The 19,777-nt window shown below is 68.1% G+C and carries 17 protein-coding genes; 9 read left to right on the top strand and 8 right to left on the bottom strand.

Features of this window, described 5'->3' with window-relative positions:
- Positions 1-15: 15 nt before the first annotated feature.
- Positions 16-1,590: an MFS transporter gene (locus ACIA75_RS01935; protein WP_397098881.1), complete on the top strand. Its 1,575-nt coding sequence runs from the start codon at positions 16-18 to the stop codon at positions 1,588-1,590.
- A 198-nt stretch (positions 1,591-1,788) separates the two neighbouring features.
- Here the strand turns inward: ACIA75_RS01935 and ACIA75_RS01930 are convergent, their stop codons facing one another.
- Both ACIA75_RS01930 and ACIA75_RS01925 read right to left on the bottom strand, forming a co-directional pair.
- Positions 1,789-2,373, bottom strand: coding sequence for a hypothetical protein (locus ACIA75_RS01930; RefSeq protein ID WP_397098879.1), 585 nt, complete (start codon positions 2,371-2,373; stop codon positions 1,789-1,791).
- Positions 2,374-2,887: 514 nt separating this feature from the next.
- Positions 2,888-3,601: a GntR family transcriptional regulator gene (locus ACIA75_RS01925; protein WP_397098877.1), complete on the bottom strand. Its 714-nt coding sequence runs from the start codon at positions 3,599-3,601 to the stop codon at positions 2,888-2,890.
- A 98-nt stretch (positions 3,602-3,699) separates the two neighbouring features.
- Here ACIA75_RS01925 and ACIA75_RS01920 point away from each other — a divergent pair, with 98 nt between their 5' ends.
- The 6 genes from ACIA75_RS01920 (at position 3,700) to ACIA75_RS01895 (ending at position 9,581) form a co-directional block, all read left to right on the top strand.
- Positions 3,700-4,386, top strand: a complete 687-nt coding sequence (locus tag ACIA75_RS01920; protein WP_397098875.1) for a phosphonatase-like hydrolase — start codon at positions 3,700-3,702, stop codon at positions 4,384-4,386.
- A gap of 34 nt (positions 4,387-4,420) precedes the next feature.
- The gene (locus ACIA75_RS01915; RefSeq protein WP_397098873.1) at positions 4,421-5,380 is read left to right on the top strand and encodes a phosphate/phosphite/phosphonate ABC transporter substrate-binding protein; all 960 of its coding nucleotides are present in this window, start codon (positions 4,421-4,423) and stop codon (positions 5,378-5,380) included.
- A gap of 5 nt (positions 5,381-5,385) precedes the next feature.
- A complete protein-coding gene (gene phnC / locus ACIA75_RS01910) occupies positions 5,386-6,204 on the top strand; it encodes a phosphonate ABC transporter ATP-binding protein (RefSeq protein ID WP_397098871.1) in 819 nt (272 codons plus the stop codon).
- Positions 6,201-7,793 (top strand): phosphonate ABC transporter, permease protein PhnE, encoded by a 1,593-nt coding sequence (gene phnE, locus ACIA75_RS01905; RefSeq protein WP_397098869.1) that lies wholly within the window; start codon positions 6,201-6,203, stop codon positions 7,791-7,793. The genes phnC and phnE overlap by 4 nt, the downstream gene beginning before the upstream one ends.
- Entirely contained in the window at positions 7,769-8,782 is a 1,014-nt protein-coding gene (locus ACIA75_RS01900; RefSeq protein WP_397098867.1) for a zinc-binding dehydrogenase, read from the top strand. Before phnE ends, ACIA75_RS01900 begins: the two co-directional genes overlap by 25 nt.
- A gap of 139 nt (positions 8,783-8,921) precedes the next feature.
- A complete protein-coding gene (locus ACIA75_RS01895) occupies positions 8,922-9,581 on the top strand; it encodes a hypothetical protein (protein WP_397098865.1) in 660 nt (219 codons plus the stop codon).
- A 64-nt stretch (positions 9,582-9,645) separates the two neighbouring features.
- Here the strand turns inward: ACIA75_RS01895 and ACIA75_RS01890 are convergent, their stop codons facing one another.
- Positions 9,646-11,328: a bifunctional metallophosphatase/5'-nucleotidase gene (locus tag ACIA75_RS01890; RefSeq protein WP_397098863.1), complete on the bottom strand. Its 1,683-nt coding sequence runs from the start codon at positions 11,326-11,328 to the stop codon at positions 9,646-9,648.
- A 309-nt stretch (positions 11,329-11,637) separates the two neighbouring features.
- On the opposite strand from ACIA75_RS01890, the gene ACIA75_RS01885 reads away from it, so the two are divergent.
- Complete coding sequence (locus tag ACIA75_RS01885; RefSeq protein WP_397098861.1) at positions 11,638-12,024, top strand: nuclear transport factor 2 family protein; 387 nt, start codon at positions 11,638-11,640, stop codon at positions 12,022-12,024.
- A gap of 256 nt (positions 12,025-12,280) precedes the next feature.
- On the opposite strand, the gene ACIA75_RS01880 is transcribed toward ACIA75_RS01885, so the two are convergent.
- The 4 genes from ACIA75_RS01880 to ACIA75_RS01865 all read right to left on the bottom strand — a co-directional run bounded on the left by ACIA75_RS01880 (position 12,281) and on the right by ACIA75_RS01865 (position 17,714).
- Complete coding sequence (locus ACIA75_RS01880; protein WP_397100839.1) at positions 12,281-14,353, bottom strand: glycosyltransferase family 39 protein; 2,073 nt, start codon at positions 14,351-14,353, stop codon at positions 12,281-12,283.
- 103 nt (positions 14,354-14,456) lie between these two features.
- Positions 14,457-15,770: a glycosyltransferase gene (locus ACIA75_RS01875; protein WP_397098859.1), complete on the bottom strand. Its 1,314-nt coding sequence runs from the start codon at positions 15,768-15,770 to the stop codon at positions 14,457-14,459.
- A gap of 406 nt (positions 15,771-16,176) precedes the next feature.
- Positions 16,177-17,016, bottom strand: a complete 840-nt coding sequence (thiD, locus tag ACIA75_RS01870; RefSeq protein WP_397098857.1) for a bifunctional hydroxymethylpyrimidine kinase/phosphomethylpyrimidine kinase — start codon at positions 17,014-17,016, stop codon at positions 16,177-16,179.
- A gap of 140 nt (positions 17,017-17,156) precedes the next feature.
- The gene (locus ACIA75_RS01865; protein ID WP_397098855.1) at positions 17,157-17,714 is read right to left on the bottom strand and encodes a TetR/AcrR family transcriptional regulator; all 558 of its coding nucleotides are present in this window, start codon (positions 17,712-17,714) and stop codon (positions 17,157-17,159) included.
- Positions 17,715-17,753: 39 nt separating this feature from the next.
- Here ACIA75_RS01865 and ACIA75_RS01860 point away from each other — a divergent pair, with 39 nt between their 5' ends.
- Positions 17,754-19,001: a KasA/KasB family beta-ketoacyl-ACP synthase gene (locus ACIA75_RS01860; protein WP_397098853.1), complete on the top strand. Its 1,248-nt coding sequence runs from the start codon at positions 17,754-17,756 to the stop codon at positions 18,999-19,001.
- Between the two features lie 86 nt (positions 19,002-19,087).
- On the opposite strand, the gene ACIA75_RS01855 is transcribed toward ACIA75_RS01860, so the two are convergent.
- On the bottom strand, positions 19,088-19,765 hold the full coding sequence (locus ACIA75_RS01855) for a TetR/AcrR family transcriptional regulator (protein ID WP_397098851.1): 678 nt from the start codon (positions 19,763-19,765) through the stop codon (positions 19,088-19,090).
- Positions 19,766-19,777 lie beyond the last annotated feature (12 nt).

Raw genomic sequence — 19,777 nt, 5'->3', positions numbered from 1 at the left:
GGGTAGCCTGTGCCGGTGGTTTCGAGCGAAAACGTGCCGGGCACGACGAAACGTCCGGGCGTGGCGCTGGCCGCGGTCACCGCCGTAGTGTTCGTCACCTTCCTGGACACCACGGTCGTCAGCGTTGCGCTCGGTGCTATCCGGAGCGATCTGAAAACCGATGTGACCTCCCTGCAGTGGGTTGTCAACGGCTACACCCTGGTTTTCGCATGTCTCATGCTGGCGGGCGGATCGCTCGGTGACCGCTGGGGCCGGAAGCGGGTCATGATCGCCGGACTGGTGATCTTCTGCGCCGGGTCGGTGGTGTCGGCGCTGGCGGCCAGCGTGCCGGCGCTCATCGCCGGGCGCATGATCATGGGCGTAGGTGCCGCCGCGTCGGAACCGGGGACGCTCTCGGTGCTGCGGCATATCTTCCCGGGGGAACAGGCGCGCGCGAAGGCGCTCGGGGTGTGGGCGGCGGCGTCCGGGCTGGCGTTGGCGGCCGGGCCGGTGCTGGGCGGTGTGCTGGTGCACTCGTACGGATGGCGGTCGATCTTCTGGTTCAACCTGGTGATCGGGGCGGTGGCGCTCGTCGCCGCGCTGTGGTCGGTTCCGGAGAGCGCGGACCCACGCCCCGAGCCGATCGACTGGGCCGGGGCCCTGCTCGGTGCCGGGTTCCTCGGCGCGGTGATCTATGCGGCGACCAGCGGTGAAGAAGTGGGTTACACCGCCCCGTCGGTGATCGTGCTGTTCGTGGTCGGGGCGATAGCGCTCATCGGCTTCGTCGTCGTCGAACAACGGGTACGCGCGCCGATCCTCGACTTCCGCTACCTGCGGCTGCCGACGGTGCGCAGTGCGCTGGTGGTGGCCTTTGCCGTCTACTTCGGTATTTTCTCGATCTTCTTCTTCACCGCCCTGTATCTGCAAGTGATGCAGTCGTATTCGGGCGCGCGGACGGCCGCGGTCTTCGCGCCGATGGCTGTCGCTATCACTATCGGCTCGCTGGTCGCGGGCTACTGGGTGGCGCGTCACGGTGCGCGGATGCCGATGATCATCGGCTGTGTGGTCGGTGCCGGCGGCATCCTGCTGACCCGCTTCTCCCTCGCCGAATCGGTGCAGGACGTCCCCCTGGCTTGTGCGATGGCGTTGGCGGGGGCAGGGTTCGGGATCGCGGTGGTGCCGTTGACCTCGGCTGTGATGTCCGGGGTGCCGCGCGAGCATTCGGGTATGGCCGGTGCGGTGACCAATACGATGCGCCAGGTCGGGGCGGCGTTCGGGGTGGCGATACTCGGTGCCCTGGTGAATTCGCTGCTCACCGCGGATCTGCGGCAGCGAATGACCGAACTGGGTCTACCGGCCGACCTGCAGCCCGGCGCGGTGGAGGCTGTCGAACGTGGTGGTATTCCCCCGGGCCTCGAAATCGGACCCTATTTCCCGTATCTGGGCAAGCTGAACGAGGTTATCGAAACCGGAAAGACCGCATTCCATCATGGACTGGATGTGGCGCTGCTGGTTTCGGCGATCATGATCCTGGCTGCCGCGGCGTTCACCGCGTTCGACACGGCGAGCAAGCAACCTTCTCCGGGCGATCGCGCCCGGTTGCCGCAGTAGGGGGAGCGGCGCTTCTCGGGCGGGAAACCCGGTGGCGAGGTCGCCGCCCCCCGGCGGTGTCGAAGGGGCTGATCCGCAGCCGAAGCCCGGTGCGGGTCGTCGAAGCCGTAGATATGCAGTACCGGTGCTCTGACTGGAACAGTGCCGCTGGTGATTCACTAGATAATGAACCGCTGAACAACGGCACGTAGATGGGTCTCAGAACGCGCTACCCGTGCCCGGCAGGCCCGGAGCTCCGGCCAGGGGCAGGGGCAGGTGCGGCAGCGACGGGACGTGCAGCGCGGGGATCGGCGGCAGCAGCGCCGGCGCGGCCGGCGGGATGTAGGGGTTGGGCACGTTCCAGGTCTGGGATCCGCCGTTGTTGTGGCCGCTGCCCCGGTCGCCCGGTGCGTCGTAGTCGTGGCCGCGGTTGCCGCCGTAGCCGGCGTGTGAGTCGTTGTCCCGGCGGCCGTTGTGACCGCTGTTGAACTGGTCGTTCCAGCCGTCGTAGTTCTGCTGGTTGTGGTCGCGATATCCGTAGTGGCCGTTGTCGTCCCAGCCGTAATCGTTGTCGCCGATGCCGTAGTCGCCGGGCGTGCTGTCGCCGAGCTTGTTGTCGCCGAAACTGCTGTTGCTGTCCGAATTGCCGGAACCGTGGGAATCGCCGGGGCTGCTGATCGCGGTCGCGCCGGCCGGGTCCGCGAGGGCGGTGCCGGTGACGGCCAGGGGTGCGAGGGCGATGACCGCGATCGCGGCGATCCGGGCGGCGATACGGCGGGTGCGCTGTTCAGGGTTTCGGTTCATCGGTTGAGTCCTCACTCGTCGCGCCCTCTGTGGCTGTGGGCGGTAGCGCCTGTGGAGCGCTTATCGATACATTCAAAAGCGTACCGCTAACTAACGGCACATACAATAGGTGCTCGCGAATTGGGTCAGTGCGCGGAATAGGGGGCGGTTCCGGCCGATGTGATGCCGCATGCCGATGCCTTCCGGCGGGAGACGTCCGGCCCCCTTGGGTGTGTCGCATGCTGGTAGTCGCCCTCGCCGCGGACTCCTTCTTCACGCCGCGGCATCTACAAGTGAGACGCCGGTATTCGGGCGCCACCGACGACGGGCTATGCGCGTAGGGCCGCGGGTATCAGCATCGTGCCGCTGCGCGGCGGCTTACCGAGTGGCCGTCGCGAGGCTCGGGTTCCGGCGATTGCCGGTTGCGTGATCGGTGCCGATCGGATGCTGCACTTCCCGCTCGTATGGGCTCAGCAGTTGAAGGGGGTGCGATGGGGTGGCGGGATGCCGGTGCCGGCCGGTCGGGCACAGCCGATTACGGAGTCTGGATGGCAGTGAAGGTCATGCGGTCGCCGCGGTACAGAGAGCGGCGGTGTTCGATGGGGATGCCCGCGGTGTCGTAGGAGACTCGTTTGAGCAGGAACATCGGGGTCCGGGTGTCGACCGTCAGGAGGGCTGCCTCGCGAGCGTCGGGGAGGGTGGTTTCGATGCTGTCGACCGATTTCGCGAAAGCTATGCCACGGCCGGCTATTTCGGCGTAGAGCGACTGCGTGTAGTCGAAGGTGTCGATCAGCCCGGGGTAGCGGTAGGCGGGGAGCCGGGTTGTTTCGAGGCCGAGGCGGACGCCGTCGGTGGTGAGGACGCGTTCGAGCTGGACCACCGGGTCGCCCGGCTCGATGTCCAGTTGTCCGGCCAGTTCGGCGTCGGCGGTGAGGCGGGACCAGCCCACCAGGATGCGGGTGGCGCTGCGGCCTCCGGCCCGGGCCGCTTCCGTGTAGGAGCCGAGTGCCAGTGGGAGAACGAGTTTCGGGCCCGCGACGAGTGTGGTTTTGCCCTGCCGTTCGATTCTGCCCGCGACCAGTAACTCCCGCAGGGCCTGGCGCACCGTTTCCCGGGCCACGTCGAAACGGACGGCGAGATCGCGTTCGGAGGGAACGGTGGCGCCTTCCGCGAGTCCGTCGAGCAGTTCTTCGATGCGCGCGCGCACGATCTGATGTTTGAGAACCCGGGGTTCGGCGGTCGCGGTCACGATCCAACCTTACCGCGAAGCTGGTCTATACCAGCTGTTAACCCAGGGTTCGCTCAACAGCCGCCCCCTGGTCTATACCAGGGGTCATTCTCGATCCTGTGCAAGACAACAGCGATATCGCCCTGGCAGTACTGGACATGGCCGGCACCACGGTCGCCGACGACGGTGCCGTGATCGCGGCCTTCGACGACGCCGCCACGGCGGTGGGTCTGCCGGAATCCGGGCCGGAGCGGGACAACGCCCGTCAGTACGTGCTCGACACGATGGGCCAGTCGAAAATCGTGGTGTTCCGTGCACTGTTCGGTTCCGATCACCGGGCCGCACAGGCCAACGCGGCCTTCGAATCCGCCTACGAGCGTTATATCGACGAAGGCGCCATCACCCCGATTCCGGGTGCGGCGAACGCCATCGCGACACTGCGCACGGCGGGTATCAAGGTCGCGCTCACCACCGGATTCAGCCGCGGGACCCAGCGAAAGTTGCTGACCGCGCTGGGCTGGACCGAGGTTGCCGATCTGGTGCTGGCCCCCGCCGACGCCGGCCGCGGCCGTCCCTACCCCGACCTGGTGCTCACCGCGCTGCTGCGCGCCGAGGTCGACGATGTCCGCCGGGTCGCGGTCGTCGGCGACACCTCGAGCGATATCACCTCCGGCCTCCGGGCCGGCGCCGCCATCGTGGCGGGCACCCTCACCGGCGCGCACGACGCGCACACCCTGCGCGAGGCCGGCGCCACCCATGTGCTCGATTCCGTCGCCGAACTTCCCGCCCTGCTCATATCCGCCTGATCCCGCTCGACCCCTTCTCTCCCAAGGACGTTCCATGTTCTTCCGTCGTCGCCATGCCGTGGCCGCCGTATTCGCCGGCCTGGCTCTCACGCTTTCGGCCTGTTCCGGTTCCGATTCGGAAGCGGTGAACGAACAAGGCTTCCCCGAGACCCTGACCCTGGCCGCCATCCCGGCCGAGAACTCCTCCGACCTGAAAGCCAGCTACGAGCCGGTGATCGCCCTGCTGGAGCGCGAAACCGGATCGAAAGTCGACTTCGTGCAGGCCTCCGATTACGCGGGCGTGGTCGAGGGGCTCATCGCCGGCAATGTCGACCTGGCGTTCTTCGGTCCGTTCGCCTACGTCGTGGCCGGTGTGAACGGCGCGGAGATGACTCCGCTCGGCGCGGTGGTGCAGGACAAGGGCACTCCGCCCGGCTACCAGTCCTACGGCCTCACTCGCGCCGGCAATGCCGAGATCAACGGACTGCCGGACTTCAAGGGCAAGAAGGTCTGCTTCGTCGACCCGGGTTCGACCTCCGGATTCCTCTACCCCACTGCCGGACTGATCGAATCGAAGGTGATCGCCTCGGGGTCGGAAGCGGATCTGTCGGCCGGTGTGCAGCCGATCTACGCGGGCGGGCACGACGCCTCCGCGCTGGCCATCGCGACCGGCGATTGTGACGCCGGGTTCGCGTTCGACACCATGGTCGACAAAACCCTGATCGAAAAGGGCGACCTGAAGCCGGGGCAGCTCAAAACGGTGTGGAAATCGGAAACCATCGCCGGTTCGGTATTCGCCGCCAACAACGATCTCGGCACCGACACTGTCGGCAAATTGAAGACGATCTTCACCGAGAAGGTCAACGCCGACTACATGCTCGGCGAGGGTCTGTGCACCGGCGACTGCCGGATCACCGACGAACGCGTCTGGGGCGTTGTCCCGGCCGAAGACGCCGACTACAACGGCGTGCGCCACGTATGTGAAGTCACCGGCTCCGAGAAGTGCAAGGGCTGATACCGATGCCACCCGCGCCGCACCGCCCGACTGTGGCGGGAGATGACACCGTCATCTCCGCACAGTCGGTCACCAAGAAGTTCGGCGAAACCACCGCGCTCGACGAGGTGTCGTTCGAGGTGCACCGCAGTGAAATGGTCGTCCTGCTCGGGCTTTCCGGCTCCGGCAAATCAACCCTGTTGCGCTGCCTCAACGGACTGCATCCGGTGAGCTCGGGCCGGATCGAGGTCGGCGGAACCCGCGTCGACCTCGCGTCCGGGGCCCGGCTGCGCGCGCTGCGGCGCGATGTGGGATTCGTCTTCCAGCAGTTCAACCTGGTCGGTCGCCTCAGCTGTCTGGAGAATGTGCTCATCGGCGGCCTCGGCCGGATCACGCTGCCGCGCTACGGCGCGCTCACCTACCCGAAACGGATGCGGGCCGAGGCGCTGCAGCATCTCGACCGGGTCGGGCTGGCCGATCTCGCCGAACGCCGCGCCGACACGCTGTCCGGTGGGCAGCAGCAGCGGGTCGCGATCGCCCGGACCCTCATGCAGCAGCCCAAGGTCCTGCTTGCCGACGAACCTGTCGCCTCCCTCGATCCCGAGAACGCGGGGGTGGTGATGGACCTGCTGTTCCGGGTCTGTATCGAAGAGAAACTGACGGTGCTGTGCACCCTGCACCAGGTGGATCTGGCGATGGGCTGGGCGCACCGGCTGATCGGCTTGCGCGGCGGGGCGAAGGTGCTGGATCGGCCCGCGGTGGGCCTTTCCCGGGACGAGGTCATGGAGATCTACCAGCGCGTCGAACCGGCGGCCGCCGGCTCGACCACGGCAGAGTCGCGATGAGCACCTTACTTGCGCCGCACCGGCCGGCGGCGAAACCGCCGGTGCCGAACTCGTTTCGCGCTGTGATGCTGCGGAGCTTCGCCGGCGCCGCGGTCCTGGCGACCCTCGCCGCCGCCTGGTATATCGACTTCGCCCCGGCCACCCTGATCGACGGTCTCGACGAGATCGCCGCACTCCTGGAGCGGATGCTGCCACCGCGGCTGGACGACCCGGGCCGCATCTCCGTCCTCGCTGTCGAAACCCTGCTGATGGCGGTACTCGGCACCGTACTGGCGGCGCTGGTCTCGGTGCCGCTGGCGTTCCTCGCCGCCCGCAACACCACACCCCATCCCGTGGTCTACGGTGCGGCACGGGCCGTCATCACGTTCTGCCGGGCCATGCCGGATCTGCTGTTCGCCGCGCTGTTCGTCCGGGCGCTCGGCATCGGGGTGCTGCCCGGCATTCTGGCGCTGGCCCTGCATTCGATCGGGATGCTCGGCAAACTCTTCGCCGACGCCATCGAGCAAACCGACGCGGGCCCACGGGAAGCGGTGCGCGCGACCGGCGCCGGATACCTCCGGGAAATGCTCAATGCCGTCGTTCCGCAGGCTGTTCCGTCCTGGATCAGTACCTTCGTCTATCGCATCGATATCAACCTGCGGATGTCGGTGGTGCTCGGTTTCGTCGGCGCCGGCGGTATCGGCTTCGCGCTGCAGGATGCGCTGCGCGGGCTCATCTACCCACGGGCACTCGGAATCGTCGCCGTGATCCTGGTGATCATCGCGGCCATGGAAGTACTCACCATCGTCATCCGGCGTACCCTGCTCACCCCGTCGCAGGCCGGTCCGCGCCGGGACCGGCTGACCCGCTTCGTCTTCGGCACGCTCCTGGCCGTCACCTGCCTGGCTTCGCTGGTGCTGCTCGAGATCGCCCCGTTGTCGCTGCTGACCTGGCCGTGGCCCTCGTTCGAGGTATTCGGCCGGATGATCCCGCCGAACTTCGACGCGCTGGGCACCGAACTGTTCGACGCCGCCGTGCAGACCATCGCGATCGGTCTGGTGGCAACCGCGATCGGCGTGGTGCTCTCGATACCGCTCGGAATCCTCGGCGCAGCCAACGTCTCTCCGCACCCGGTGCTGTACTGGCTGGCCCGCGCCTGGATTCTGGTGGTGCGCGCGGTCCCGGAACTGATCATCGCGGTCGTCTTCGTGGCCGCGCTCGGACTCGGGCCCATCGCCGGAACGTGCGCCCTGGCCATCGGCTCGATCGGGTTCCTGGGCAAACTCGTCGCGGACGCGGTCGAGGAGATCGATCCCGGGCCGCTGGAGGCCGTCCGGGCGGTCGGCGGCGGCTGGTGGAAAACCCTGTTCGCCGCGGTGGTCCCGCAGGCCGTGCCGTCGATGATCGGCTCGAGCCTCTACCTGCTCGACGTCAATATCCGCACATCGACGGTGCTGGGGATCGTCGGCGCGGGCGGTATCGGATATCTGCTGTTCGAATCCATCCGTACGTTGAACTTCGATATCGCGGGCGCGATCGTGATCATCGTCTTCGTCATCGTCTACACCATCGAAAGGCTGTCCGGATGGATACGCTCACTCGTCGTCTGACCCGCGCCGCGATCTGGTCCGCGGACGGCGTACAGGTGCGCGAGGTCGCGTTGCCGGACCCCGGGCCGGGCGAACTCGTGGTGCGGGTGCGGCTCGCCACGGTATGCGGCAGTGACCTGCACACCGTCTCCGGTCGCCGCCCGGCACCGTCACCGTCGATTCTCGGCCATGAGGCCGTCGGGCACGTGGTGGCCGCCGGACCCGGCGCCGAACAGGAGATCGGCGACCGGATCGTCTGGTCGGTGACCGCCGCCTGCGGCCGGTGCGCTCGGTGCCGGCGGGGATTCACCGCCAAATGCGAGCAGGTCCGCAAAGTCGGGCACGAGGCGTTCACCGGCGACTGGCCGCTGTCCGGCGGCTACGCCGAGCACATCCTGCTACCCGCCGGAGTGACGACTGTCCCGGTGCCCGATTCCGTACCCGACGCTGTCGCCGCACCCGCCGGCTGCGCGACCGCGACCGTCATGGCCGTGCTGGAAGCCGCCGGCGATATGGCCGGGCGCCGGGTCCTGATCTGTGGCGCCGGAATGCTCGGGGTCACCGCCGTCGGCGCCTCCACCGAACGGGGTGCGCGGGTGGAGATCAGCGATCCACACCCGCAGCGCCGCGAGCTGGCGTCCCGATTCGGCGCCGGCCCGGACACCGGGGGCCCGGTGGATATCGCCCTGGATTTCTCCGGCTCGTCCACGGCCGTGGCTGCCGCTCTGTCCCGGATCGATCTCGGTGGAACGCTCGTGCTGGCCGGCTCGGTGACCCCGGGCCCCACCGTCGCACTCGACCCCGAAGCCGTGGTGCGGGGATGGCTCACCATCACGGGGGTGCACAATTACGAGCCCCGCCACCTCGTGCGCGCGGTCGAGTTCCTGACCAGGACTCATCGGACCCTGCCGTGGAACGAGCTGGTCGCCGCCCCGGTCGAATTGACGGCGATCGGCACGGTCCTCGCGCCCACCCCGCGGAATGTGCTGCGCGCCTCGATCGCCCCGTGAATATCGCCGGGTCCGGCGATCATCGTCGCGGCGCGGTGCCGTGGATATTGCGGCATGATGCTCATGGACACACCGGCTTTCGGTCCCACCGTCGTTTCCGAAGCCGCCCGGACCCGTATCCCGCGAGGATCGGAGAACAGTGCAGCAGCGTAGGACAGCAGCGGGACTCGCCGGTCAGGCCGAGTTCACCCTCGAATACGAACCCGATGCCCTCACCGAACGCGGTATCGATTGGCTCGTCACGGGCTTGGAGGAATCGATCCGGGAGGGTAGTCGTTTCCCGGTCGGCGAGACCGTCGGTATCGGCTGGCTCGATTGCTACGTGATGGATCGCGGAGACGGCACCCTCGGCCTGTGCGAGCCCGATTTCGTGCATTTCCCGCCGACTCTCGTCGCGGGGGCTTCCAACGCCCTGGAGCAGTTGTGGTTCCAGCGCGAAATCGCGAGGAGCGTCGGGCTGGAACCCGAACTGGACTTCCCGAACAATCTCCAGCCGGCTGTCACCTGCGCGGCGTTCGACGCCGGCCTCCCCGCCGTCCTGATGCATCGCTACCCACACGAAGAAGGCGAATCCGGCTGGTTCATCGGTTGCCGCGGTGCGGTCCACGAGCACACCGGCACCGCACTGCGCAGCGCGACCCTCTACGAACTCGCCCTGGCGAAACCGGTGATAGTCGGCTACCTCGCCCTTCCACCCGACTGCTCGGTCGTCGTGGGCGACGGCGCCCCCGAAATCACCCGCCGCAACGAAGTGCTGATCCCGGAACCCGGCTCACTTCTCGCGAAGATGTACAGCTGACCTCTGCGCGCCCAGAACCGCAGGCCGGCGGGCCGCCGCCGCTGCCGCTCACCGGCCGGACCGGTCAGCGGCGTTCGATGCGCTCTTCGGGAGGTGCGACCGGGCCGCGATCGCGGAGGTAGGTTTCCAGGGCGTCGAGGTCGGTGGGGCCGACCGTGGTGTCGGTGCCCCGGGTGAAGGTGGTGAAACCGTCGCCGCCGGACGCGAGGAAATTGTTGGTGCTCACCCGGTAGACAGCGACCTCGTTCAGCGGTTGTCCGCCGAGCCGGACCGAATCGGCGATCACCTTCTCGCCCGGCGGGGCGGTGTCGTCGTAGGCATAGGTGATACCGGCTACCGAGAGCACCGCGGGTTTGCTCTCGTTGTCCCACTGCTGTTCCAGCAGGTCGAGGATCTGGCGGCCGGTCAGGGTGAGTGTGACGACCTGGTTGCCGAACGGCTGGGTCTCGTAGATGCTTCCGTAGGTGATCGGGCCGGGGTCGATATCGGATCGAACCCCGCCGGGGTTCATGAACGCCGCCACTGCCTGCGCCGATTCGTCGGTGACATCGAGCATGGCGTCGGCGATCACCGCGCCCAGTGGGGATTCGCCGGTCGCGCTCGCCTTGGCCAGCGGGCCGGTGGCGGTGCCGACCACCCGGCCGGCGCGCGGGGCGGCCCGGCCGGCGAAGAAGTCGATCAGCCCGGTGACTCCGGAGTCGGGTTCGACATCGCGGGTGACCACCCGGTTCACCGCGTCCGCGGTGACCCGGCCGTCGCCGAAGCGCAGGGTGATATCGGTGATGAGGCGGCCGTAGGACGAGCCCTGGGTGACCACCTTTCCGTCGAATTCGCAGACGTAGGGCTGGTGGCTGTGCGCAGTCAGAATGACCTGCACCGCCGGGTCGGTACGGGCGGCCAGCTCGGGCACATCGGGGCTGATCTCGGCGCATCCGTTGTAGTCGGTGGTTTTGGCCGGGGTGCCCTGGGCGCCGCCGTCGTGTACCAGCGCGACAACGGTTTCGGCACCCGCCCGCTTCATCTCGGGGACGTACTTGTTGACGGCTTCCGCCTGGTCGCCGAAGGTGTAGCCGCGGATTCCCTCCGGGAAAACCAGATTCACCGTATCCGGTGTCACCGTGCCCACCACCCCGATCTTGTGGCCCCCGGCCTCGACCATGGTCCACGCCCGGACCTCCGGCGGCAGTTCACCGCGCGCGTCGGTGAGGTTGGCGGCGAGGAAATCGAAGGCCGCGCCGGTGAACGGGGTGCCGGGCGAGCAGCCGTCCACGGCGCATCCGCCCCTGCTCAGCCGGGCCAGGTCCAGCACGCCGTGGTCGAGTTCGTGATTGCCGACCGCCGATGCCGCAGTTCCGATCCGGTTGAGGAACGTGATCGTCGGCTCGTCGTGGAACAGTGACGACACCAGCGGGCTCGCGCCGATATTGTCACCGGCCGAGAGCACCGCGCTGTCCGGATACGCTGCGCGTAGCCGGTCCAGGTGGGTCGCGAGGTAGGCGGCCCCGCCCGCGGTGTACTCGCCGATCAGGCCGTTGCTCGCCTCGGGTGGTTCCAGATGGCCGTGCAGATCGTTGAAACCGAACAGATGCACCTCGCCCGTTTCGGCCGCCGGAAGATCATCGGTGGAGACCAGCGGGACGGTACCGGGCGGCCCGGGAGCGGGCTCACCGCCCCCGGAACAACCGGCCAGCAGGACGAGACTCAACGCGACACCGAAACCGGACGCGGCCCGACGCAGGACACTCATACCGCCCAACTCTGGCAGCGCTGTTCGGCCGTGGGACGACGCTGCGGTGAATTCCTGCGGTAGCCGGAGAAACTGCCGGCCGGCCGATGAATTCGGCCCGCCCGTTTCGTCGGTATCGGTGGGACGGCGGCCCGCGAACCCGAGATAGCGGGCCGCCGCCCTGCTGTGTATACGGGGCCGGGGCAACCGGTGCTGTGTGTCGCCTGTCGAGTTCCGCATCTGGGGAGCGTGGCGCGTGCAGGTGTACTACCCTGGGCACGCATTACGGAAAAGCGTTCCCTACCTGGGAAACTCGGCAAGGAGTGGTTGATGGCGGCGGTCCGGAATCTGGTGGAGAACTACTACGAGCTGATCGACTCCGGGCAGCTCGCCGACGCTGCCGCGTTGATGACCGAGGATGTGAAGCTGACCTTCGCCAACGCCGAACCGGTGACCGGGCGGGACGCGGCGACCGCCTCGATCCAGTATGTCCTCGACCAGACCACGAAGATCGAGCACAAGGTGGTGCACTGGATCGAACCGCATCCGGCGGTGAACGGCATCACCGAGGTCGTCTTCGAGATCCGCATCCACTACTGGCTGAAGAACGGCAAAGAGGTGGATATCCCGGGCGCCGTCTACGCCACGGTGGACGCGGACAACAAGTTCACCGAACAGCGCCTCTACGGCGATCTCACCGAAGTATTCGCCGCCTGAGCTGTATCTTCGGCGTCGCCTCCGGCGTCGCGGGGTCGGGGCCCTATCAACCCTCCGCTTCGCTCTCCCGCTCCAGACCAGGGGCAGGCCCCGACCGGAGGATGCTGACTATCCGGAGTGGGGGAACTGTGGACCGTGGCGCGGGGTGGGATGGAACGTCCGAGGTCTGGGCTGGTCCGAGGCTACGGAACCGGGGGAGAGCCGACCGGGGCTCGGACCTGGAGGGTGTCCGAGCCCCGGTGTGGTGCTGTTATTTCTACTTCGGCGCGGTCAGGTCGTAGACGGTGACGCCGTCCACTTCGGTCGCGGTGAAATGCTCCTGCACCCACTGCGTGATCTCCGCGCTCGTGCCCTCCCGGCCGCCGGGACCGCCGCTACTGCCGCCCAGGAAGTAGTGGATCTGCCCGGAATCGACATACTGCCGGAACTGTTCCAGCGTGGGCGAAGGGTCACTGCCGTTGAACCCGCCGATGGGCATGATCGGCGCTTCGGTCGCCAGCTGGTATCCGGCCGCGCTGTTCGAGGAGACGGTGGCGGCCGCCCAGGAGTAGGCGCCGGCGTCGTCCTTCAGCAACGCAACCAGGGCGTCGCCCGGCTTGCTCGCGCTCATCACGCCACCGCCGGGTCCGCCACCCCTTCCACCGGGCCGGCCCATACCGCCGTCGGCGCGGCCGTCGGCACCCTGAGTCGTCCCGCCGGGCGGCATTCCGGGCATTGCGCCGGTGCTGCCCGGCCCCGCGGGCGCGCCGTTTCCACCGTCGCCGGTTCCTCCCGGCATCCCGGGCATCCCCCCGGGCCCGCCGGTGGTTCCGCCCGGCCCGCCGGTCATCCCACCCGGCATTCCGGGGCCGCCGTCATCGCCGCGCATACCCGGCGGGCGCATACCGCCGAACATTCCGGTGTTCGGCCCGGCGGTCGGAATCGACCCGGCATGTGCCGAATTCAGTGTGTCGACCGTATACGCGACCGGACCGCCCAGCCCCACCACCGCGGCGAGCACCGCCGCGGCCACCGCGGCGCGGCGGGGCAGCGGCACCAGGATCGCTAGGGTCGCGATGATTCCGCCCACGAGGATCGTCCAGCGCAGCCACGGGAGGAAATCCGCACTGCGGGACAACAGCATCCAGGCGGTGGCCGTGGTCAGTACCAGGGCAAGGGCCGCCAGGACCCGCACCCACCAGCGGGACCGGTTGCGCCAGAACAACACCGCGCCGATACCCACCAGCGCCGCGATCGCGGGCGCCAGCGCCACCGTGTAGTACTGGTGGAAGATTCCGGCCATATAGCTGAACACCAGCCCGGTGACCAGCAGCCAGCCACCCCACAGCAGCACCTGGGCGCGGGCGGCGTCGGTGCGCGCGGCCCGGCCCCGCAACAGCAGTCCCGCGACCGTCGCGATCAGCGCCGCGGGTATCAGCCAGGCGATCTGCCCGCCCTGCATCTGATCGAACATGCGGGTGATCCCGGTCTGCCCCCACATTCCGTTACCGCCGGGCGGCAGTTCGCCACCCGGACCGACGCTGCCGGTCTCGTTGCCGTTCAACCGGCCGAGGCCGTTGTAGCCGAGGGTCAGTTCGATAATCGAATTGTTCTGCGATCCACCGATATACGGCCGGGAATCGGCCGGCCACAGTTCCACGGCCAGTAACCACCAGCCGGCCGCGACCACCATGGCCGCGCCCGCGGCGAACAACTGCGCGATCCGTTTACCCAGTTTCGGCGGTCCGGCGAACAGGTACACCAGTGCGAGTACCGGTACCACCAGCATCACCTGCAGCTGTTTGGCGAGGAAGCCGAAACCGATGCAGGTTCCGGTGAGCACCAGCCAGCGCCAGCGGCCGTCGTCGACGGCGCGCGTTATCGCCCACACCGCGGCGACCATCAGGAACACCAGCAGTGCGTCGGGGTTGTTGAACCGGAACATGAGTGCGAACACCGGAATCACCGCGACCACCAGGCCGGCGATCAACCCGGCCGCGGGTCCGAACGAACGCCGGACGGCCGCCCAGAGCAGCGCCACGGTCGCCAGACCCAGCAGCACCTGCGGGACGAGCATGCTCCAGCTGTTCAATCCGAACAGGCGGACCGACAGTTCCATAACCCACAGCGAGGCCGGTGGTTTGTCCACGGTGATGGAGTTCGCGGCATCGGAGGAACCGAAGAAGAAGGCCTTCCACGACACCGATCCGGCTTGGATGGCGGCCGAGTAGAAAGAGTTCGCCCAGCCGTTGGCGCTCAGGTTGTACAGATAGGAGAGCCCGGTGGCGAGCAGCAGCACCGCCAGCGCGGGGCTCTCCCAGCGGGCAATTCGGCCGGGCCCGCGACCCACAGTTGTGCCGGCGGCTCCGGTACTAGGGCGCGCCGGTGCAGTGATCGTCACAGAACATCCTTCGCAGCGGTGTGACGCGGTCGGCGGAGGCGGAGGTATCGCATCACCTGACCTCGTCGGAGCGGGTTGATGCGGCCGGCGGAGGCCGCAGCGAAGGCGGAGGTATCGCCGCACCCGCTTCGGTGAGCAGTGCGGGGCGCACGGTTTCGCGGAACACCCAGCGCAGTCCGATGAATCGCATGATGGTCGCGATCAGGTTCGCCACAACCAGCACGAACAGCTCCAGCTGAACCGGAGCCCCGGGCGCCCAATGATGCAGAACGAACAGGGAACCGCTGGTGACCAGCAGGCCGAACCCGAATATCAGCAGACCTTGGAACTGATGCGACGCCATCCCGGCCTGACCGCGCACCCCGAAGGTGAACGTGCGATTGGCGGCAGTGTTCGCGACCGCGGTGATCAGCAGGGCCGTGAAGTTCGCGATCTGCGCGCCGGTCATCGGCTGGATCAGCAGGTAGAGCAGCGCATACGCGAGAGTGGAACCGACGCCGACGAGAGCGAAGCGGATCAACTGCCCCACCATGCCGAGCGGTACACCGGGCACGAGCGGTTCCCGCCCGACGGCCCGGCGCAGTTCGGGCAGCGGCAGCGAGCCGGTGCCCAAGGCCCGGCCGAGCCGCCAGATTCCCAGCAGATCCTTGCGGGCGGTATCGACGATATCGACCCGGCTGTCGGGATCGTCGATCCAGTCCACGGGTACTTCGTGAATGCGCAGACCGGCGCGTTCGGCGATCACCAGCAGTTCGGTGTCGAAGAACCATTCGCCGTCCTCGACCAGCGGCAGCAGTTTGCGGGCCACGTCCGTGCGCATGGCTTTGAAACCGCACTGGGCGTCGGAGAAATGGGCCCGCAGCGAGGCTTTCAACAGCAGGTTGTAGCAGCGGGAGATGAATTCGCGTTTGGGTCCGCGCACCACCCGCGAGCCGGCGCCGAGGCGGGTGCCGACCGCCAGTTCGGAGTGTCCGGAGACCAGCGGCGCGACCAGCGGGAGCAGGGCATTGAGATCGGTCGACAGATCGACATCCATATAGGCGACGACCTGTGCGTCCGATTCCTGCCACACCGTACGCAAGGCCCGGCCGCGGCCCTTCGCGTCGAGATGCACCACCCGGACATCGTCGAGTTCGGCGGCGAGCAGTTCGGCCACCGCCAGGGTGGCGTCGGTGCTGGCGTTATCGGCAATGGTGATCCGGGCCGGGAACGGGAATCCGCTGCCCAGGTATTCGTGTAGTCGGCGCACACAGACGCCGAGGTCGGTTTCTTCGTTGTACACGGGGACGACCACATCCAGCACGGGAGGCGACGATGGGCCGTCGACTAATTCCGCCGGTGCGGCGACGGTCACGGTCTCGGTCATATCGACCAGAGTCGGCGGGCGGGCTGGGGCCGGGCTCCAGCCAACCTGGGAGGTTGCTGTGTTTTCGGCGCGCTGGCGCGCGCGGGGTTTGGCCCCCTTGGGCCATACCGTCAGCCCTCGAGACTCGCGGCTTCGCCGCATGCGCTTCGAGGACTGACGGCACGGCCGGGCCGAAACCTTCAAGGGCCTCGTAAGACTCGGCGCCGCCGCTGGGCACGTTTGGTCAGGCTGGGATCGGGCCTTGCCGGACTTCGGTGCCGACTGGGATGTGTTTCAGTTGTTCGGGGGCCGATGCATCAGCCGGATGTGCTACGGACCACACGAACCCCGTTGTTCTCGCCACGTCGTTGTGGTGGTGGTGTTCCGTAACGCCCTCAGTATGCGCGGAGGCACCGACAAGTTCGGGTCAGTGCAGGCGCCACAGGGGAGATACCGGGCCGTGGCCTTTGCCCAGGTCGTAGGCGGCGTCGAGGCAGCGGCGGGTCCATTCTTTGGCGAATTCGAACGCTTCGGGGACGGAGTATCCGTTGGCCAGCGCACACGCCAACGCCGCGGCCAAGGTGTCGCCGCCGCCGTGGTCGTTGCCGGTGGCTATCCGCGGTGCCCGGAATTCCAGGAACTGTTCGCCGTCGAACAGCAGGTCGGTGCTGTCGGCGGACGAGCGCAGATGCCCGCCCTTCACGACGACCCATTGCGGGCCGAGCGCATGCAGGGCCTGCGCTGCTGTCCGCGCGGACTCGGTATCGGTGACCCGCACCCCGGTGAGCAGCCGCACTTCGTCGAGATTCGGGGTCACGATCGTGGCCAGCGGAAACAGGGTGTAGCGCACCGCGTCCAGGGCCTCGGTGTGTAACAGCGGGTCACCGTGCATGGACGCGGCAACCGGGTCGACCACCAGCGGAATCTCGCCGTCGCGCCCGATCCCGACCTCCCGGCACACCCCGGCCACCGCCTCGATGATGTCGCCGGAGGCGAGCATCCCGGTTTTGGCGGCGCCGATGCCGATATCGCCGGCCACCGACCGCACCTGATCGGCGACGACCTGCGGCGGGATCTCGTGGAACCCGCTCACCCCCACCGAGTTCTGCACCGTCACCGCGGCCACCGCCACCAGGGCGTGCACTCCGCACAGTGCCATCGTGCGGGTATCGGCCTGGATTCCGGCCCCGCCACCCGAATCGGTTCCGGCGATGGTGAGCACCCGCACCGGGGTCTGCCCGGGGGGTGTCAACGGCAACAAATTCACGCAGTCACCCTACGTGGGGGCGGTAGTGGCCGGGCCCGGTGTCGCCGATCCACCCGACCTGCGGTCGCAGTCCGGCGGATCGTAGTGCTTCCGGCATCGGCGAGGGTGCGGCGCAGCGATCCGGAGAGGTTCCCGGTTCGTCAGTGGATGGTCTGGTCGATGAGCCGGCGGGCGGCGCGGTCGGTGCGCTCCACGTCGGCGGTGATGAGCCGGTCCTGGAGGATGCCGCGGAGTCCGGAGACCAGCAGGGTTGCGACCACTTCCGGGTCGTCCACCGAATGCAGGCCGCGGAGTCCGGCGGTGAGCGCGGAGACGAACGCGGCGGTCGCTTCGCCGGCGTAGCGGGCGTACGGGCCGTGGGGGGCGCAGGCCGCGCCGAGTACCTGCAGCATCACAGTGACGCTGACGGCGTCGGGACCGGTGGTGTTCGATTGGTAGAAATCCCACAGCCGTGCGCGCAACGCGGCGGCGTTATCGACCTCGGCGAAAACGGCGGTGAGATCCGGGCGGTGCGTGGCCAGTGCCTGGACCAGCAGTTCTTCCTTGGTGCCGAAGTAGTAGATCAGCATTCGTGAACTGGTGCCCAGGGCGGCGGCCAGCGGGCGCAGCGACAGATTCGCGAGGCCGTGTTCGGCGATATAGCGCACCACCGCGTCGAGGAGTTCGGTGCGTTTGGCGTGGTCGAGGGGGCGGGCCATGGGTTGACTGTAGCGAACGCTACAGGTATTCATGAGCCCGTGAATGTACCGATCGCTTCAGAAACTCGGCCGGTGGCTCCCCAGGTAGTCGTCACCGCCTACGCGGGCGTCACCTCGCTCGCCGACGATATGGACGAAACCTGGGCCGGGCTGCTGCGCGGAGACACCGGTATCACCACCCTCGACGACGACTTCGTCACCGAGTACGACCTGCCGGTCCGGATCGGCGGCAAGCTGAAATCACATCCCGGCGCGGAGCTCACCCGGGTCGAACAGCGCCGGCATTCCTACGTCGAGCAACTCGCCCTGGTGCTGGGCCGGCGGGTCTGGGCGGCGGCGGGGCAGCCCGAGGTGGAAGGGGAGCGGCTCGCGGTCTGCATCGGCACCGGGCTCGGCGGCGGTGACGCGCTCATCGACGCCGTCGACGCGATGCGCGCGGGCGGGTATCGGAAGGTGTCGCCGATGTCGGTACCGATGGTCATGCCGAACGGTCCCGCCGCGGCGGTCAGCCTCGAAATAGGGGCCAAGGCAGGTGTTTTCGCTCCTGTCTCGGCTTGTTCGTCCGGTACCGAGGCGATTGCGCAAGCCTGGCGGCTGATCGCCACCGGGGAGGCCGATGTGGTGGTGGCGGGCGGGGTGGAAGGTCATATCCACGCGGTGCCGATCGCGAGTTTCGCCATGATGCGCGCGATGAGCACCCGCAATGACGAACCGGAACTGGCCTCCCGCCCGTTCGACCGCGACCGCGACGGTTTCGTCTTCGGTGAGGCCGGAGCCCTGGTGGTTCTCGAATCGGAGCGGCACGCCCGCGCCCGCGGCGCCCGGATCCACGCCCGGGTTCTCGGGGCGGGAATCACCTCCGACGCGTACCACATCGTGGCCTCGGACCCGGCCGGTGCCGGCGCGGCCCGGGCCATGCGCAAGGCGATCGGCACAGCGGGCCTGCGACCCACCGATATCCAGCATGTGAACGCCCACGCCACCTCTACCTCGATCGGCGACGCGTCCGAGGCCGCGGCGATCCACGCGGTAACACCCGAAGCCTCGGTCTACGCGCCCAAATCGGCGCTGGGACATTCCATCGGGGCGGTCGGTGCGCTGGAAACGATCCTGACCGCGCTGACACTCCGTGAACAGATCGTCCCGCCCACGCTCAACCTCGCCAACTCCGACGTCGACCTCGACATCGTGCACGGCTCCGCACGACCGCAGGTCTGCGAGTACGCATTGACGAATTCCTTCGGATTCGGCGGGCACAACGTCACTCTTGCTCTCGGGCGGGCCTGATCCGAACCGATCGCCGGGCGCGGGCACCGATATCCGGACGGGAGCCGGCACGGTTCCGAGTCGTCCGACCTCGAATCCGTGCTTGCTCAATTGGCGGCCGTGGGCGGCGCGCTGGGGCTCGGGTCGCGTTTCCAGCGCCAGGCGAATTCCCCGGCGCGTGGTGGTGGGCCGGGTAGCTCCTCGTCGGCGCGTAGGCCGGCGAGGAGGAGGGCGAGTATCCGGCGGCGTAGTTGTCCGGTTCGTTCGGTGTCGGGGGTTGATACCGCGGCACAGGCCTCCAGTACGAGACCGAGGTCCTGCGGGGTCACGTCTCGGCGCAGCTGTCCGGATTCGTGTGCGCGGCGGACGAGTTCGTTGTTCACTTCCTCGGAATGCCGGACATCGGGCAGCAGCGATTCGTCGGGGGTGAAGGTGCCGGCGAGGTGGACGGCCAGCGAGTGCACATCGGCGTCGACCACGCGCTCCAGGAAGCGGGCCAGTGCCTGCCAGCCGTCGGGTTCCTCCAGTGCGGCATCGGCTTCGGTGTTGTACCGGCGGAGCCCGTCGTGGCAGAGAGTGCGCAGCAGTACCTCCTTACTGGGGTAGCGGCGGTAGAGGGCGCTGATGCCGACTCCGGCTCGTTCGGCGACGGCCGAGATCGGTGCGTTCGCATCGGCGAGGAAGACCGCTCGTGCGGCGTCGAGGATGAGTCCGTCGTTGCGTGCGGCCTGTGCTTTGCGGCCGGGGAGGGGTTTGGCCGCGGGGGGCTCGGCTGATCGGGGCATGCACCGAGATTA

Source organism: Nocardia sp. NPDC051750, assembly GCF_044453135.1.
Taxonomy (GTDB): Bacteria; Actinomycetota; Actinomycetes; order Mycobacteriales; family Mycobacteriaceae; genus Nocardia.
Note: the sequence above shows the minus strand (reverse complement) of the source record. Positions and strands in the feature narration are given on the sequence as shown.

What these genes read in the sequence shown, in the direction of transcription:
- ACIA75_RS01900 (WP_397098867.1), top strand. Translation starts at nt 7,769, where the DNA reads ATGGATACGCTCACTCGTCGTCTGACCCGCGCCGCGATCTGGTCCGCG.
- ACIA75_RS01930 (WP_397098879.1), bottom strand. Translation starts at nt 2,373, where the DNA reads ATGAACCGAAACCCTGAACAGCGCACCCGCCGTATCGCCGCCCGGATC.
- phnC (WP_397098871.1), top strand. Translation starts at nt 5,386, where the DNA reads ATGCCACCCGCGCCGCACCGCCCGACTGTGGCGGGAGATGACACCGTC.
- ACIA75_RS01915 (WP_397098873.1), top strand. Translation starts at nt 4,421, where the DNA reads ATGTTCTTCCGTCGTCGCCATGCCGTGGCCGCCGTATTCGCCGGCCTG.
- ACIA75_RS01865 (WP_397098855.1), bottom strand. Translation starts at nt 17,714, where the DNA reads ATGGCCCGCCCCCTCGACCACGCCAAACGCACCGAACTCCTCGACGCG.
- ACIA75_RS01885 (WP_397098861.1), top strand. Translation starts at nt 11,638, where the DNA reads ATGGCGGCGGTCCGGAATCTGGTGGAGAACTACTACGAGCTGATCGAC.
- ACIA75_RS01855 (WP_397098851.1), bottom strand. Translation starts at nt 19,765, where the DNA reads ATGCCCCGATCAGCCGAGCCCCCCGCGGCCAAACCCCTCCCCGGCCGC.
- phnE (WP_397098869.1), top strand. Translation starts at nt 6,201, where the DNA reads ATGAGCACCTTACTTGCGCCGCACCGGCCGGCGGCGAAACCGCCGGTG.
- ACIA75_RS01890 (WP_397098863.1), bottom strand. Translation starts at nt 11,328, where the DNA reads ATGAGTGTCCTGCGTCGGGCCGCGTCCGGTTTCGGTGTCGCGTTGAGT.
- ACIA75_RS01875 (WP_397098859.1), bottom strand. Translation starts at nt 15,770, where the DNA reads ATGACCGAGACCGTGACCGTCGCCGCACCGGCGGAATTAGTCGACGGC.